Origin of the sequence: Streptomyces sp. NBC_00335 (assembly GCF_036127095.1) — a bacterium.
GTDB lineage: Bacteria > Actinomycetota > Actinomycetes > Streptomycetales > Streptomycetaceae > Streptomyces.
In genome coordinates, this window is record NZ_CP108006.1 from 2,265,205 (window position 1) to 2,280,496 (window position 15,292).

15 protein-coding genes are annotated in these 15,292 nt (G+C 71.8%); 10 read left to right on the forward strand and 5 right to left on the reverse strand.

From position 1 onward, the window contains the following. Positions 1–2 precede the first annotated feature (2 nt). Complete coding sequence (locus tag OHA37_RS09955; protein ID WP_266903976.1) at positions 3–764, reverse strand: response regulator transcription factor; 762 nt, start codon at positions 762–764, stop codon at positions 3–5. Positions 765–1,077: 313 nt separating this feature from the next. Between OHA37_RS09955 and OHA37_RS09960 the strand changes: the two genes are divergently transcribed. The 8 genes from OHA37_RS09960 to OHA37_RS09990 all read left to right on the forward strand — a co-directional run bounded on the left by OHA37_RS09960 (position 1,078) and on the right by OHA37_RS09990 (position 7,382). Then, positions 1,078–1,863, forward strand: coding sequence for an amino acid ABC transporter ATP-binding protein (locus tag OHA37_RS09960; protein WP_266903977.1), 786 nt, complete (start codon positions 1,078–1,080; stop codon positions 1,861–1,863). A 96-nt stretch (positions 1,864–1,959) separates the two neighbouring features. Further along, positions 1,960–2,814 carry a glutamate ABC transporter substrate-binding protein gene (locus OHA37_RS09965; RefSeq protein WP_266903978.1) on the forward strand — a complete coding sequence of 285 codons (855 nt, stop codon included), beginning with the start codon at positions 1,960–1,962 and terminating at the stop codon, positions 2,812–2,814. A 116-nt stretch (positions 2,815–2,930) separates the two neighbouring features. Beyond that, a complete protein-coding gene (locus OHA37_RS09970) occupies positions 2,931–3,602 on the forward strand; it encodes an amino acid ABC transporter permease (protein WP_266903979.1) in 672 nt (223 codons plus the stop codon). Then, positions 3,599–4,474 (forward strand): amino acid ABC transporter permease, encoded by an 876-nt coding sequence (locus OHA37_RS09975; protein ID WP_266903980.1) that lies wholly within the window; start codon positions 3,599–3,601, stop codon positions 4,472–4,474. The genes OHA37_RS09970 and OHA37_RS09975 overlap by 4 nt, the downstream gene beginning before the upstream one ends. Positions 4,475–4,686: 212 nt before the next feature. Continuing rightward, positions 4,687–6,270, forward strand: a complete 1,584-nt coding sequence (locus OHA37_RS09980) for an FAD-dependent monooxygenase (RefSeq protein ID WP_266903981.1) — start codon at positions 4,687–4,689, stop codon at positions 6,268–6,270. Between the two features lie 86 nt (positions 6,271–6,356). Then, on the forward strand, positions 6,357–6,404 hold the full coding sequence (locus tag OHA37_RS40770) for a hypothetical protein (protein WP_311314449.1): 48 nt from the start codon (positions 6,357–6,359) through the stop codon (positions 6,402–6,404). Positions 6,405–6,477: 73 nt separating this feature from the next. Then, positions 6,478–7,005, forward strand: coding sequence for a cysteine dioxygenase (locus tag OHA37_RS09985; protein WP_266903982.1), 528 nt, complete (start codon positions 6,478–6,480; stop codon positions 7,003–7,005). After that, positions 6,996–7,382 (forward strand): rhodanese-like domain-containing protein, encoded by a 387-nt coding sequence (locus tag OHA37_RS09990; RefSeq protein ID WP_266912645.1) that lies wholly within the window; start codon positions 6,996–6,998, stop codon positions 7,380–7,382. The genes OHA37_RS09985 and OHA37_RS09990 overlap by 10 nt, the downstream gene beginning before the upstream one ends. Before the next feature lie 652 nt (positions 7,383–8,034). Here OHA37_RS09990 and OHA37_RS09995 read toward each other — a convergent pair. The 3 genes from OHA37_RS09995 to recA all read right to left on the reverse strand — a co-directional run bounded on the left by OHA37_RS09995 (position 8,035) and on the right by recA (position 12,508). Further along, a complete protein-coding gene (locus OHA37_RS09995) occupies positions 8,035–10,602 on the reverse strand; it encodes an ABC transporter permease (RefSeq protein WP_266903983.1) in 2,568 nt (855 codons plus the stop codon). A 141-nt stretch (positions 10,603–10,743) separates the two neighbouring features. Next, complete coding sequence (gene recX / locus OHA37_RS10000; protein WP_266903984.1) at positions 10,744–11,379, reverse strand: recombination regulator RecX; 636 nt, start codon at positions 11,377–11,379, stop codon at positions 10,744–10,746. 4 nt (positions 11,380–11,383) lie between these two features. After that, positions 11,384–12,508, reverse strand: a complete 1,125-nt coding sequence (gene recA, locus OHA37_RS10005; protein WP_266903985.1) for a recombinase RecA — start codon at positions 12,506–12,508, stop codon at positions 11,384–11,386. Between the two features lie 184 nt (positions 12,509–12,692). On the opposite strand from recA, the gene OHA37_RS10010 reads away from it, so the two are divergent. Both OHA37_RS10010 and OHA37_RS10015 read left to right on the forward strand, forming a co-directional pair. Next, positions 12,693–13,259 (forward strand): 2'-5' RNA ligase family protein, encoded by a 567-nt coding sequence (locus OHA37_RS10010; protein ID WP_266903986.1) that lies wholly within the window; start codon positions 12,693–12,695, stop codon positions 13,257–13,259. 72 nt (positions 13,260–13,331) lie between these two features. Next, positions 13,332–14,093, forward strand: a complete 762-nt coding sequence (locus OHA37_RS10015) for a Clp protease N-terminal domain-containing protein (RefSeq protein WP_266903987.1) — start codon at positions 13,332–13,334, stop codon at positions 14,091–14,093. On the opposite strand, the gene OHA37_RS10020 is transcribed toward OHA37_RS10015, so the two are convergent. Then, complete coding sequence (locus OHA37_RS10020) at positions 14,041–15,285, reverse strand: AI-2E family transporter (protein ID WP_266903988.1); 1,245 nt, start codon at positions 15,283–15,285, stop codon at positions 14,041–14,043. The genes OHA37_RS10015 and OHA37_RS10020 overlap by 53 nt on opposite strands. Positions 15,286–15,292 lie beyond the last annotated feature (7 nt).

Consider the following 15,292-nt stretch of genomic DNA (forward strand, 5'->3'; position numbering starts at 1 on the left):
CGCTAGACGGCGGGCGGAGCGGAGGCGGCGGGCGCGGCGGGCGCGGCCGGGGCGGGCGGTACGACGAGCCGGTACCCCACGCCGCGGACGGTCTCGATGAGCGCCGGCATGCGCAGCTTGGACCGCAGCGAGGCCACGTGCACCTCCAGGGTCCGGCCGGTGCCTTCCCAACTGGTGCGCCAGACCTCGCTGATGATCTGCTCGCGGCGGAAGACGACGCCGGGGCGCTGCGCGAGCAGGGCCAGCAGGTCGAACTCCTTGCGGGTGAGCGCTACGTCGACGCCGTCCACGCTGACCCGGCGGGTGGCCAGCTCGATGCCGACGGTCCCGAGCCGGACCACGCCGGGCGTGCCCGCGGGGCCGGTGGCGGTGCTCTCCTCGGGGGCGCCGGTACGGCGGGCCACCGCGTGGATGCGGGCGAGGAGTTCGCCGGTGTCGTAGGGCTTGGTGACGTAGTCGTCGGCGCCCATGTTGAGTCCGTGGATGCGGGAGCGCACGTCGGCCCGCGCGGTGACCATGATGACGGGCGTACTGGTGCGCTTGCGGATCTTGCCGCACACCTCGTAGCCGTCCTGGTCGGGCAGGCCGAGGTCGAGCAGGATCACCCCGTACGGAGAGGCCTGGGGCGGCGCTCCCGCCGACAGCAGCGCCTGCAGGGCCTCCTCACCGCTGCGGGCATGGGTGACCTTGAAGCCGTGCCGGGCGAGGATCGCGGACAGGGCGGCGGCGACGTGGTCGTCGTCCTCGACGAGCAGCAGTCTCATGTCGTCCCCCTCTCCATCTCTTGATCTCTCGATCTCTTAGCGATCTCCCGGCGATCTCTTCGTGTTCGCCTGGCGGACATCATGGGCCATCAAGCATCCACGCCGATACGCACTCCCACGTCAAGACGGTTCCGGTCCGGCGGAGGTTCCGTTACTCACCCGGTACTCCACGGCCGCTGCCGGACGCCCTCGGGCACGGAGCGTATCGGCGCGAGGCCGGATCGTTATGCTCAATTCTCCCTCAGATGTGATGACGCTGTGCGCGCCACGTCACTACTGTCCTCCCAACCGAGGAGGACGGAGCCACAAGCCGATGAGCGGAGTATCAGTGACCAAGGACGTGCGGGACGCGGCCGGTGCCGCGGACGACCTGGTCGTGCTGAGCAACGTCAACAAGCACTTCGGCGCGCTGCACGTGCTTCAGGACATCGATCTGAGCATTGCCCGCGGTGAGGTCGTCGTGGTGATCGGCCCTTCGGGGTCGGGCAAGTCCACGCTGTGCCGGACCATCAACCGCCTGGAGACCATCGATTCGGGCAGCATCACCCTCGACGGCAAGCAACTGCCGTCGGAGGGCAAGGCACTGGCCAAGCTGCGCGCCGATGTGGGCATGGTCTTCCAGTCGTTCAACCTCTTCGCGCACAAGACGGTGCTGCAGAACGTGATGCTGGGCCAGCTCAAGGTCCGCAAGGCGGACCAGGCGGCGGCGCTGGAGAAGGCGAAGTCCCTCCTCGACCGGGTGGGTGTCGGCTCGCAGGCCGACAAGTACCCGGCGCAGCTCTCGGGCGGCCAGCAGCAGCGTGTGGCGATCGCCCGCGCCCTGGCGATGGACCCGAAGGTGATGCTCTTCGACGAGCCGACCTCGGCCCTCGACCCGGAGATGATCAACGAGGTGCTGGAGGTCATGCAGCAGCTCGCCCGGGAGGGGATGACCATGGTCGTCGTCACGCACGAGATGGGCTTCGCCCGCTCCGCCGCCAACCGGGTGGTCTTCATGGCCGACGGGAAGATCGTCGAAGAGGCCACGCCCGAACAGTTCTTCAGCAACCCGCGGAGCGACCGCGCCAAGGACTTCCTCTCGAAGATCCTGCACCACTGACCTTCGCATCTGGTAGTGATCCGGTGACGGATCGTCGTCCAGCACGCACGTCTCACTTCACTGCTGTCTCACGTCTCACTTCGAGGGAAGTCCACCATGAAGCTCTCCAAGGTCGGCGCGGCCGCCGCCATCGCCGTAGCTCTCGCCCTGACCGCGACCGCCTGTGGCGGCGACAGCGACAAGGGCGCCTCCGACGCCGGCGCGTCGGGCGGGGCCAAGAAGGACAAGATCGTCATCGGCATCAAGTTCGACCAGCCGGGTGTGGGCCTCAAGACCCCCGACGGCAAGTTCACGGGCTTCGACGTGGACGTGGCGACGTACGTGGCCAAGGAGCTCGGCTACGCGCCGGACCAGATCGAGTTCAAGCAGGCCGTCAGCGCCGAGCGCGAGAACCTGATCTCCAACGGTGACGTGAAGCTGGTCGTGGCGAGCTACTCGATCAACGACAAGCGCAAGGCGAAGGTCGACTTCGCCGGCCCGTACTTCCTCGCGCACCAGGACCTGCTGGTCCGCGCCGACGACACCTCGATCACCAAGGCCGAGGACCTCAACAAGAAGAAGCTCTGCTCGGTCACCGGCTCCACGTCGGCGCAGAACGTCAAGACCAAGCTGGCCCCCGAGGCCGACCTCCTGGAGCTGGGCGGCTACTCCGAGTGCCTGACCGGCCTGGAGAACAAGAAGGTCGACGCCCTGACCACGGACAACTCGATCCTGGCCGGCTACGCGGCGCAGGACAAGAACAAGGGCAAGTTCAAGCTGGTCGGGCTGAGCCTGAGCAACGAGAACTACGGCATCGGCCTGAAGAAGGGCGACAAGGAGCTTCAGACCAAGGTCAACGCCGCCATCAAGAAGATGGAAGCGGACGGCGCCTGGGAAGCCGCCATCAAGAAGAACTTCGGCCCGTCCGGCTACAAGAACGAGCCGGCGCCCGCGGTCACCGAAGGCAGCTGACCCGGCGGCCGGTCCGCCGGCCGATCCATCGGTGAGGAGCGTCGCCGCCCGCCTGCCGCGGGCGGCGCCGTGTCCCACCGGCCAACCTGGCCATCCTGGGGAGAGCGCAGGCCATCGTGTTCGATTTTCTTGATTCCGGGCAGTACGACGTGCTCGGAGCCTTCTGGGTGACGGTTCAGCTCACCCTCTACTCGGCCGTCGGGTCCCTGATCTGGGGCACCGTACTGGTCGGGATGCGGGTCAGCCCGGTCCCGCTGATGCGGGGCTTCGCCACCGCGTACGTGAACCTCGTGCGCAACACCCCGCTGACCCTGCTGATCATCGGCTGTTCGCTGGGCCTCAACCAGACCCTCGGCGTCACCCTCGGCGGCGGCACCTTCAAGGAGATCGGCTTCCGGCTCGCGGTACTCGGGTTCATCGCCTATACCGGCACCTTCGTCTGCGAGGCGATCCGCTCGGGCATCAACACGGTCCCGGTCGGACAGGCCGAGGCGGCCCGCGCACTGGGCCTGAGCTTCTTCCAGGTCCTCACCCTGATCGTGCTCCCCCAGGCGTTCCGGGCGGTCGTCGCACCGCTCGCCAGCGTCCTGATCGCCCTCACCAAGAACACCACGGTGGCGGCTGTCATCGGTGTGGCCGAAGCGGCCCTGCTGATGAAGGAAATGAACGAGAACGAAGCAGCACCCTTTGAGGTCTTCGGGGTCTTCGCCCTCGGATTCGTCATCCTGACCCTGCCCATCGGCCTGCTGCTGGGCTGGGTGGCCAAGCGAGTGGCGGTGAAGCGATGACCTCCGTGCTGTACGACACCCCGGGCCCCAAGGCCAAGGCGCGCAACTGGATCTACAGCGGCATCTTCCTCGTCGTGGCCGCGGCCGTCGCATGGTGGGTGCTGTCCGCCCTGTCGGACAACGGGCAGCTCGACGCCGACAAGTGGAGTCCCTTCGTCACCGAAGCCGACATCTGGACCACGTTCCTCCTGCCCGGTATCGGCGAGACGCTGATGGCCGGCGCCATCTCCATGGTGATCGCCCTGCCGCTGGGCGCCCTGCTCGGCATCGGCCGGCTCTCCGACCACGCGTGGGTACGCGCCGTCGTGGGCACCTGGGTCGAGTTCTTCCGGGCCGTCCCGGTCCTGATGCTGATGATCTTCGGCTACGCCCTCTACGTGCAGTTCACCAACGTCGAGTCCGGCATCCGACCGCTGTACGCCGTGGTCACCGGCCTGGTGCTGTACAACTCCGCCGTCATCGGCGAGATCGTCCGGGCCGGCGTGCAGTCGCTCCCGAACGGCCAGACCGACGCCGCAAAGGCGATCGGCATGCGCAAGGGCCAGGTCATGAGCTACGTCCTGCTCCCGCAGGCGGTCACCGCGATGCTGCCGGCCCTGGTCAGCCAGCTCGTCGTGATCCTCAAGGACACCGCGCTCGGCGGCGCGCTGCTCGGCCTCGGCGAACTGCTGTCGATGAACCGGCAGATCGCCGCCAACTACAGCAACGTCATCCCGACCCTCATCGTGATCGCGGCGATCTACATCGCGATCAACTTCGCCCTCACCACCTTCGCCTCCTGGCTGGAGGGCCGGCTGCGGAAGTCGACTCGGACCACGGACGCGATCGTCCCGGTCACCCTCGACGCGGGCAACAACAGCGGCGCCATGTGACCGTCCGTCCGGTAAGGCATCGGACATCTGCTCGGACGCACGTCCGGCACCCGGCCTGACAGCCGGTCAGTACACTGGCGGGACACGTGTGGTGCGGCGGAACTCATCCGCCGCACCACACGGCCTTGTCCGGACCGGCGTCACTTGACGCAGGCACCTCCAGTGGGTTGCATACGTTCTGTGATCACATACCGGACACCGGGAGCCACATCATGGACCCGGTGATCGTCGTCGGCGCGGGGCCCGTCGGGCTGTCCCTGTCCCTCGCCCTGGCCGGCCAGGGCGTGCCCTGCGTCGTGCTCGACGAGGGATCCGGCAAGGACGAGCTCCGCCCCGCCCGCACCGTCGCCCTGCACACCGACACCGCCGCGATGGTGCACCGGCTGGGCTGTACGACCCTGCGCGACGAGGGCGCGTACTTCACCGCCTGGCGGACCATGCGGCGCGGCCGCGAGTCCCGGCGGATCACCTTCGAGGACGGCCCGGCCCCGATCCACCTGCCCCAGCACGCCCTGACCCGCGGACTGCGCGACGCCGCCGCCGCGCACCCGCTGGTCCAGCTGGTCACCGAGAGCAAACTCGACGCCCTGGAGCAGGACGGCCGCGGGGTCACCGCCCACACCCGGGGCGCCGAGACCACGTGGTGGCGCGGGAGCCACCTGGTCGGCTGCGACGGAGCCCGCTCCACCGTGCGCAAGCTGCTCGGCATCCGCTTCCCCGGCCGCACCGCCGTCGAACGGCACGCCGTGGCCGCCCTGCGCACCGAACTGCCCTGGCCCGGCGAGGCGTTGCTGGACCGCAACCCGCCCGAAGAGGTCACCGCCCGGCCGCTGGCCGACGGGGTGTACCGGCTGGACTGGCTGCTCCCGGCGCGCGGGGACCTCGTCACCCCCGACGCGCTGGTGAACCTCATCCGCGACAGCCTCGCCCTGTGGTGCGGGGGCACGACGCCCCCGTACGAGCTCCTCGACACCGGGGTCCACACCCTGCACCACCGGCTCGCCCGGCGCTGGCGCGACGGCCGCTGCTTCCTCGCCGGGGACGCGGCGCACCTGCTGGGCGCGCTCGGCACCCAGGGCGTCGAGGAGGGGCTCCGGGACGCCGAGAACCTCGCCTGGAAGCTCTCCCTCGCCTGGCACCAGGGGGCCTCCGGGGAACTCCTCGACAGTTACGAGGCCGAGCGCCGCAGGGCGGTGGCCGCCCGACTGCGCGCCGCCGACCAGGCCATGCCCGTACTGCGCACCGGGGGCGGCCTGCGCACCTACCTCCCGGGAGCCTCGCGCGCCGCGGAACTGCTGTTGACCGACGGCCACTTGGGGCGCGGCCCACTGGGTGCGGAGCCGGTGTACGCCCCGCCCGTGGCCGTCCACGACGTGCCCACCGCCACCGGGCCGGGCGGGGCCGTGGAGAACGTCCCGGTGACCGCGCCCGACGGCTCGACGGTGCCGCTGCGCGACCAGCTGGGGCGGGGCCGGCTCCTCGTCGTCCTCGTCGCCCCCGGCACCGGGGTCTGGGACCGGCGGCACTGGGTGGGCGCCGGCCTGATGCCCCGCCTCGCGGCGGCCGTCTCCGCGCTGCCGGTCCGCGCGGAGCTGCTCGTGGCGGACGGCTACCCCGGGGCGGCGGCCCACACCGTGCTCCTCGTACGACCGGACGGGCATCTCGCGGCCACCTTCGCCGGGGTCCACCCCGCCGAGCTGTACGAGGCCGCGGACGCGGTCCGGCACGGCCCGGCGACCGCAGCCCCGACCCCGGCGCCCAGGGCGTTGCCCGCCGCCGCACCCGTGATCGATTGAGCGATGATCGATTGACCCTCCGGCCGAGTCGTGCTTCACTCGCGGACATGACCGGCAACGACGTACGCCTGTGGCGGAGGGTCCATATGGACCTGCTCCGCTACGCGGGCTGCGTGTGTCGCCCTTCCTGCTGATTCGCCCTCCCTCGCGCGCCCCCCTTGCGGATGTGCCGCGCACTCTCGCGAACCCCCAGGACGGTCATCCTCCATGCCTGCACCCACGCACGCCCCTGCCCCGGCTCCGGCCGTCTCGGCGGCGGATCTCCTCGCCTTCACCCTGCGCATCGCCTCCGACCCCGAGCTGATCGCCTCCCTCCCCCTCGATCCCGAGGGCCGGACGTGGATCCGGCTCGACGGTCCGGGCGGCAGCGAGGCCTGGCTGATCGGCTGGCCGCCCGGCACCGGCACCGGCTGGCACGACCACGCCGAGTCGCGCGGCGCGTTCACCACCGCGCGCGGGCGCCTCACGGAGCACTCGCTCGCGGTCCGCCTCCCCTCGGAGGGCTGGCAGTCCCTCTCCCTGGCCCCCGACGTGGACCGCATTCGCCGACTGGGCGCGGGCACCGGGCGGGCCTTCGGCGAGCACCACGTGCACGAGGTGCTCAACGAATCCGCGACCGAGCACGCGATCTCCGTCCACGCGTACTACCCGCCGCTCCCCCTGATCCGCCGCTACAGCCGCACCGGCCCGGTGCTCACGCTGGAGCAGGTCGAGCGTCCGGCGGACTGGCAGTGAGCGGCATCGACGCCCTCGTGGAGCGGCTGCGGACCACGTACACCCGCGTGGACCCGGCCCAGGCGCACGCGGAGTCGCTGGACGGGGCCCTGCTGGTCGACATTCGCTACCAGGCCCTGCGCGAGCGGGACGGACTGATCCCCGGCGCCCTGCTGATCGAACGCAACGAACTGGAATGGCGCCTCGACCCCGAGGGCTCCCACCGCCTCCCGGAGGCGGTGGACCACGACGTCCGCATCATCGTCATCTGCAACGAGGGCTACGCCTCCACCCTCGCCGCGGCCTCCCTCCACGCCCTGTCCCTCCCCAACGCGACGGACCTCACGGGCGGCTTCCAGGCCTGGAAATCAGCGGGCCTGCCCGTAGCCCCTTCCTAACGCGCCGGGCACCTTCTCGACGCACCCCTCGCGCGGTGCGGGCCTTACCGCTTCGCGCCGCTGCGCCGAACTCCGTCCGGCGGTGGCCGGTCGGGGGTGCCGCCGCTGCCGTCGCGGCGTGGGGCCGGTGGGCGGGTGCGGCTGGATTGGCCCTGCGGGGCGAGTTCCCCTACCCGCCCTTCGCCCGTTCCCCGGGCTCCGCCCGGACCCTTGCCGCGTGCGGCGTCCGTCGCCGGGGGCCAGCCCCCGGAACCCCCGCGCCTCAAACGCCGGCGAGGCTGGATGTGGCCTCCGGCAAGCCGGCCCAGGGCGTGCTGCGTTGCGTGCTGCGCCGACAATCCAGCGCAAGCCGTGCTGCGCAAGCCGCGCTGCCCAAGTGGTGCTGTGCGAGCTGTGCTGCGCTCACGTCCAATCCAGCGCGGGCCAAATCCAGCCTCGCCGGCGTTTGAGGCGCGGGGTCTGGGGCGGAGCCCCAGGAGCACTTCAGCCCGTCCGGCGTTTGAGGACCGGGTCAGGGCGGAGCCCTGGGAACGGTGGAAGGGCGGGTAGGGGAACTCCGCCCCGCGCAGCGGCACACCCACGGCCGGGCGGGGAGACGGGGCCGGGGGCTGGTCCCCGCGGGACAACGGCCCCGGGGCGGAGCCGCGGACGCCTAGCCCTTGGCCGCCGCGAGGTCCACCGGCCGGGGCCGCATCGCCACCCGCCCGGCGAAGCCAGTAGCGCACAGCGCCACCAGCCCCGCCCCACCCACAACCACCCCGTACACCAGCGGAAGCACCACCGCCGCCGCCGACCCCGTCATGCCCACGCTGAACGCGGTGAGGACCGCCAGCGAGATCCCGGACCCCAGCACCACCCCCATCAGGAGCACCGCCAGCGCCTCCACCCGCAGCATCCCCCGCACCTGCCGCCGCGTCGCCCCCGCGAGCCTCAGCATCGCGAACTCCCGCAGCCGCTCCCCCGTGGACATCGCCAGGGTGTTGGCCACCGCGATCGCGGTGAAGGCCAGGACGAGCCCCATGGCCAGCAGGTTGATCTCCGACCCGGCCGCCTGCCGCTCCGCCCGGGCGCCGTCCGCTTCGGCCGCCGACAGCACGGCCACGCCCGGGTACTCCCGTACCGCCGAGGCGAGCACCTCCCGTACGGCCGGCCCCGCCGGTCCCGCCACCAGCACGCTCGAAGCCAGCGGATCGTCGACGTGCGCGGCGACCAGACCGTGGGGCAGCGTCACGTCCCCGAAGCCCAGGCCCCGCGCGTACACCGCGGACACGGTCAGGGTGACCGGCGTTCCGTCGCCCAGCGTCAGCGAGAGCGGGCTGCCCGGCTTCAGGCCCAGCTGGTCGGCGGCCAGTTCGCTCACCGCGACGTTCTTCTCCCCGAACTCCGCCAGGCTCCCGGCCGTCACCCCCGGGTCCCAGGTCCGGTCCAGCCCGGCCGGGGTCACGCCCTGCGCCGCGTACTTCGTCAGCCCCACCCGGATCGAGGTGTGCACGACCTCGGTGGCCGCGAGGACCCCGGGGGTGCGGCGGATCCGCTCGGCGGCGGCGCCGGGAACCCCCGGCCCCCGGCCCTGGAGCACCCACTCGGCCCGTACTCCCTCGCGGGCCTGCGCCCGGGCGGCGTCGCCCAGCGTCGGGGTGACGAAGAGCACGGTGCAGGCCATCCCGACCAGCAGGGTGAGCGGGGTGACGGCGGAGGCCATCCGGGTCGCGTTGCCGCGCAGGTTCGCGGTGGCCAGCCGGCCGCCCGGGCCGGCCAGCCGCAGCGGCCCCGCGAGCAGTGCGGCCGCGGCCTTGACGATCAGCGGGCCCAGCAGCGAGACGGCTCCGGCGAGCACCACGACGGCGAGGAAGGTGACCGGAGTCGACGCCGGCTCGGTGCGCAGCGTACTGAGTACGGCGATCAGCACCACCCCGGCCGCCAGCAGCAGCGCCCCGGCGACGAGCCGCGCCCACCTGGGCCGGCTCCGCTCGACGGCGGCCTCGGCCAGCGCTTCGGCGGGGCGGACGCGGGCCACCCGCCGGGCGGTGATCCGGGCCGCGGCCCATGCTCCGAGCAGGCTCGCTCCGACGGCGGCGATCATCGGGAAGATCCCGGCGGTGCGCTCCAGGGTGACGGGGACGACCCCCGCGTCGACGAACCGGCCGTGCAGCCAGGCGGCCAGCGGCAGCCCGGCGAGGGCTCCGGCGACTCCGGCGGCCAGCCCCACGAGCAGCGCCTCGCGGCCGATCATGCTCCGCAGCTGCCCGGGGGTGGCGGCGATGGCGCGGAGCAGGGCGAGCTCGCGGTGGCGCTGCTGGATCGACAGGGAGAAGGTGCCGACCACCACGAGGACCGCCACGAGGAGTGAAGTACCGCCCATCGCGCCGCCCATGGAGACCAGCTTGATCCGGGCGCCGGCCGCGTCGAGGAACTCCACGGGGCCGCGCTCGTCGCCGGTGGCCACCTGCGCGGTGGTGCCCTGGAGCGCCTGCCGGATCCGCCCGGCCAGCTCGCCCGCGTCGACCCCGGCCTTGGGCAGGACCCCGATGGCGCTGACCCGGCCTTCGCGGGCGGCGAGGCGCTGCGCCTCGGCGTCGCCGAAGAACAGGGCGCTCTGGTGCGCGAGGCTCCCGCCGGCCGCGGCGGCGATCCCGCTGACCGTATAGGTCTTGGGCGCGCCGGTGGACTGCACGGTGAGCTCGGAGCCGGGCCTCAGGGCCGCGCGGGCGGCGAGTCCGCGGTCGACGACGACCTCGTCACCGCCCTGGGGGGCGCGGCCTTCGGCGAGCGTGAAGGGGGTGAGCGCGGCCGAGCTCCAGGCGTGTCCGTACGAGGGCTTCGCGCCTTCGCCGCCCGGTCCGCCCCGGGTGAGCGGCACGGCCTGGAAGGTGAGCTCGGGCACGGCCCGCTCGACTCCGGGCACCGCGCGGACGGTGTCCACGGTGGTGGCCGGCAGCCAGGCCCGTTCGGCGACGGGCTTGGCCTTGTGCTTCGTCTTGACCTTCTGCTCGTCGCCCTTGTTCTTCACCTTGACCGTCGTCGCGTGGACGTTCTGGTCGGCGGCGACGATCACCGGGGCGCCCGCGTAGCGCTCGGTCGTGATCGTCCCGCGCAGTCCCGTCTCCAGGAGGGTTCCGCAGGCGGTCACGAGGGCCGCCGCGCACAACAGGGCGAGGAAGGCGCCGAGGAAACCGGCTTTGCGGTCCCGGACGGTCTGGAGTGCGTAGCGCAGCATCATGGGGAAAACTCTGCCGCCGGGGCCGCCTCGGGACATTGGAGCGCCCCGGCGTCCTCGGCCGGGGGCTAACCCCACCCCGCTCCACACCCGCGACGGACGGACGATCGGACCCCGCGGCCCCGGGGGCCGCGGGTCACCCCGTCAGAACGTCAGGTCTTCTGCGTCTTCACCCTCCGCCTCCAGTGCGCGGCGGACCACCCGCAGGGCCATGCCCTCGGGGTACCCCTTGCGGGCGAGCATTCCGGCGAGGCGCCGGATCCGCTTGTCCCGCTCCAGGCCCCGGGTCGCGCGGAGCTTGCGCTCCACGAGCTCCCGGGCGGTCTCCTCCTCCTGGTCGGAGTCCAGCTGTTCCAGGGCCTCCTGTACGAGGGTGGGTGCCACCCCCTTGGTACGGAGCTCCTGTGCGAGCGCCCGGCGGGCCAGCCCCCGGCCCCGGTGCCGGGACTCGACCCAGGCCCCGGCGAAGGCGGCGTCGTCGATCAGGCCCACCTCCTCGAACCGCGAGAGGACCTGCTCCGACACCTCCTCGGGGATGTCCCGTTTGGCCAGGGCGTCCGCGAGCTGGCGCCGGGTGCGCGGCATCCCGGTGAGCAGGCGCAGACAGATCGCCTTCGCCTGCTCCTCGGGACTCTGGGGCGGCAGCTCCTGCCTGTCGTCCCGGCCCTCACGGCCCTCCGCACGGCGGCCTCCACGGCCGCCGCTCTCGCGGCGGCCCCGGCGACTGCCCTCGCGGCGGTCCTCAGCGCCGTCCGTGCCGCCCCTTTCCTGCTCCCACACGGGGTCAGCTCTTGGCGACGGCGGCCTTGACCGCGGTCTTGGCCTTCGACGCGGGCGCGGGCACCGCGGCGGTCTCGGCGGACGCGTCCGCGCCGGCCTCGGCCGTGGCGGCTGCAGTCGCGGCGGCGTCCTTGCGGATGCCGACGCCCAGCTTCTCCTTGATCTTCCGCTCGATCTCGTCGGAGAGGGCGGGGTTGTCGCAGAGGAACTTCCGCGCGTTCTCCTTGCCCTGGCCGAGCTGGTCGCCCTCGTACGTGTACCAGGCACCGGCCTTGCGGACGAAGCCGTGCTCCACGCCCATGTCGATCAGGCCGCCCTCGCGGCTGATGCCGTGGCCGTAGAGGATGTCGAACTCGGCCTGCTTGAAGGGCGGCGCGACCTTGTTCTTGACGACCTTGACGCGGGTGCGGTTGCCGACCGCGTCCGTGCCGTCCTTGAGGGTCTCGATGCGCCGGATGTCGAGGCGCACGGAGGCGTAGAACTTCAGCGCGCGGCCACCGGTGGTGGTCTCCGGCGAGCCGAACATCACACCGATCTTCTCGCGGAGCTGGTTGATGAAGATGGCGGTGGTCTTGGACTGGCTGAGCGCACCGGTGATCTTCCGGAGGGCCTGGCTCATCAGACGGGCCTGGAGACCCACGTGCGAGTCGCCCATCTCGCCCTCGATCTCCGCGCGGGGCACGAGGGCCGCCACGGAGTCGATGACGATGAGGTCCAGCGCACCGGAGCGGACCAGCATGTCCACGATCTCCAGCGCCTGCTCGCCGGTGTCCGGCTGGGACAGGATGAGGTTGTCGGTGTCGACACCGAGGGCCTTGGCGTACTCGGGGTCGAGCGCGTGCTCGGCGTCCACGAAGGCCACGGTGCCGCCGGCCTTCTGCGCGTTGGCCACGGCATGCAGGGTCAGGGTCGTCTTACCGGAGGACTCCGGCCCGTAGACCTCGATCACACGGCCGCGCGGCAGTCCACCGACGCCGAGCGCGATGTCGAGCGCGGTCGATCCGGTGGGGATGACCTCGATGGGGTCGTTCGGCTTGTCGCCGAGACGCATCACGGCACCCTTGCCGAACTGCCGTTCAATCTGTGCGAGCGCGGCTTCGAGAGCCTTCTCGCGGTCGTTGCCTGCCATGGGTTCCACCCGATTTGCTTGAGTCGATCGCTTCACGCCATTGACGCTAACGCCTGCCACTGACAACGCGGTCCCACGTCCGTTTTGGCTGTGGATAACCAATAAGAATGCGTGTTCGATTTCCCTGTCAAGCGCACCACGCCGTACCCGTCCACCCCGCCGGCTGCTGGCATGATCCACCCCCATGAAGGACACCGCGGACGACACCACCTCCAGCATGTTCCCCGCCGGCCGCACCGCGCTCATCGTGCGGATACCCGAAGCGGAACCCGCCGTCCGGGACTGGCGGGACCGGATCGACCCCGCCGCCCGGGCCGGGGCCGGGGTGCCCGCGCACGTGAGCGTGCTCTACCCGTTCCTCCCGGAGAGCCTGATCGACCCCTCCGTGCACGCCCGGATCGCCGCGGCCCTGCGCCCCCACCCCGCCTTCGACCTGCGCTTCGAGCGGACCGGCCGGTTCCCGGGGATGCTCTACCTCGCCCCGGAGCCGGACGCCCCGCTGCGCCGGCTGACCCGCGCGGTCGCCGAGCACTGGCCGGAGGTCCGGCCCTACGGCGGCCGCTACCCCGACCCGGTCCCGCACCTCACGGTGGCCCAGCGCGCCCGGGAGGCGGACCTGGACGCGGCCGAGGCGGCGCTGCGCGGCCGGCTCCCCCTCACCACCCGCGTCCGCGCCGTCGACCTGGTGGCCTACGACGGGACGGCCTGGCACGAGCGCGCGAGCTTCCCGCTGCGGGAACCGGGAGAGTGACAACGCCACGGGAACAGGACGAGTGACAACCCAGGGTTGACACCCTTTCGACTGTCAACCTAGGGTTGCCTCATGACGAACCCTTCGGTGGAACCCGTTCGCATGACCAATCCGGTACGCCTCGACGACCTCATCGAGGCCATCAAGAAGGTCCACACCGACACCCTGGAACAGCTCAGCGGCGCGGTCGTCGCCGCCGAGGCCCTCGGGGACGTCGCGGACCACCTCATCGGCCACTTCGTCGACCAGGCCCGCCGCTCCGGTGCCTCCTGGACCGACATCGGCCGCAGCATGGGCGTCACCCGCCAGGCCGCCCAGAAGCGCTTCGTACCGAAGGCCGACAAGGAGGGCGAGGCCCCGCTCGATCCCGGCCAGGGCTTCGCCCGCTTCACCCCCCGCGCCCGCAACGTGGTGGTCACCGCGCAGAACGAGGCCCGCGCCGCCGGCAACACCGAGATCCGCACCGAGCACCTCGTCCTCGGACTGCTCTCCGAGCCCGACGGCCTCGCCGCCCACGCCGTCGCCGCCCAGGGGGTCGCGTCCGACGACGTGCGCGCCGCCGTGACCGCCGCCCTGCCCCCGGCCGCGGAGGACGTCCCCGAACTGGTCCCCTTCGACGCCTCGTCGAAGAAGGCCCTGGAGCTGACCTTCCGCGAGGCCCTGCGCCTCGGTCACAGCTACGTGGGCACCGAACACATCCTGCTCGCGCTCCTGGAGCTGGAGAACGGCACCGGTCCGCTCAGCGGCCTCGGCGTGGACAAGGACGGCGTCGAGAACTGGGTCACCGACGCCCTGGCATCCGTACTCGGCGCCTCGGACGATCCCGGGAAGTAGAGGCGTCCGCGTCTCCGGTCAGCGCGTACCGCCTCACGTACGCGCCGAGGAAGGCCTGCATCGTGGCGACGGCCGGGATCGCGATGAGCGCCCCGACCGCGCCCAGCAGGGCGGTGCCCGCGATGACGGATCCGAAGGCCACCGCCGGGTGGATGTCCACCGTCTTCGAGGTCAGCTTCGGCTGGAGCACGTAGTTCTCGAACTGCTGGTACACCACCACGAATCCGAGCACGTACAGCGCGTACCAGGGGTTGACCGTGAAGGCGATCAGCATCGGCAGCGCGCCCGCCAGGTAGGTGCCGATGGTGGGGATGAACTGCGACACCAGTCCCACCCACACCGCGAGCGCGGGCGCGTACGGCACGCCCAGCACCGCGAAGAGGACGTAGTGCGCGATCCCGGAGATCAGCGCCATCAGCCCGCGCGAGTAGAGGTATCCGCCCGTCTTGGTGACGGCGATCTCCCACGCCCGCAGCACTTCCGCCTGCTTCGAGGGCGGCAGTACGGAGCACAGGGCGCGGCGCAGTCGCGGCCCGTCGGCGGCGAAGTAGAAGGAGAACAGACCGATCGTCAGCAGCTTGAACAGTCCGCCGAGCACGGTGGCGGACACGTCGAGCACGCCGGTCGCGCTGTTCTGCACGTACTTCTGCAGCCAGTCCGAATGCAGCAGGCTGTCCTGGATCTCCAGCCGGGACAGGTCCGTGTGGAAGGTGTCGTTGATCGATCCGATCAGCGAGTCGAGATAGCCGGGGAAGCCCTCCACCAGGTCGATGATCTGCCCGGCGAGGACCGAGCCGAGCAGGACGACGAATCCGGCGGACGCGACGAACACCCCGAGGAACACGAGGAAGGTGGCGAGCCCGCGGCGCACGCCGCGGGCCGCCATCCGGGCCACGGCCGGTTCGATCGCGAGCGCGAGGAAGAACGCGATCAGGATGTTGACGAGCAGCCCGATGAGCTGGTGGAAGGCCCAACTGCCGAGCTGGAAACAGGCCACCAGCGCCAGTACGAGCACCACGGCTCGCGGCAGCCAGCGCGGCATCCGGGCGTCCGCCGCAGCCGGTTCCCCGACGGGTACCGGCGCTTCGGGATCTCCCGCTACGGAGCCTGCGGCCGAGGGGGCCGCCGGGCTGGCCGGCGGCGTGCCCCGGGGGTCTTCGGGCCGGTCGGTCGTCTCATCACTGGCTGCCACGCCGACC

What these genes read in the sequence shown, in the direction of transcription:
- OHA37_RS09955 (WP_266903976.1), bottom strand. Translation starts at nt 764, where the DNA reads ATGAGACTGCTGCTCGTCGAGGACGACGACCACGTCGCCGCCGCCCTG.
- OHA37_RS09960 (WP_266903977.1), top strand. Translation starts at nt 1,078, where the DNA reads ATGAGCGGAGTATCAGTGACCAAGGACGTGCGGGACGCGGCCGGTGCC.
- OHA37_RS09965 (WP_266903978.1), top strand. Translation starts at nt 1,960, where the DNA reads ATGAAGCTCTCCAAGGTCGGCGCGGCCGCCGCCATCGCCGTAGCTCTC.
- OHA37_RS09975 (WP_266903980.1), top strand. Translation starts at nt 3,599, where the DNA reads ATGACCTCCGTGCTGTACGACACCCCGGGCCCCAAGGCCAAGGCGCGC.
- OHA37_RS09980 (WP_266903981.1), top strand. Translation starts at nt 4,687, where the DNA reads ATGGACCCGGTGATCGTCGTCGGCGCGGGGCCCGTCGGGCTGTCCCTG.
- OHA37_RS09985 (WP_266903982.1), top strand. Translation starts at nt 6,478, where the DNA reads ATGCCTGCACCCACGCACGCCCCTGCCCCGGCTCCGGCCGTCTCGGCG.
- OHA37_RS09995 (WP_266903983.1), bottom strand. Translation starts at nt 10,602, where the DNA reads ATGATGCTGCGCTACGCACTCCAGACCGTCCGGGACCGCAAAGCCGGT.
- recA (WP_266903985.1), bottom strand. Translation starts at nt 12,508, where the DNA reads ATGGCAGGCAACGACCGCGAGAAGGCTCTCGAAGCCGCGCTCGCACAG.
- OHA37_RS10010 (WP_266903986.1), top strand. Translation starts at nt 12,693, where the DNA reads ATGAAGGACACCGCGGACGACACCACCTCCAGCATGTTCCCCGCCGGC.
- OHA37_RS10015 (WP_266903987.1), top strand. Translation starts at nt 13,332, where the DNA reads ATGACGAACCCTTCGGTGGAACCCGTTCGCATGACCAATCCGGTACGC.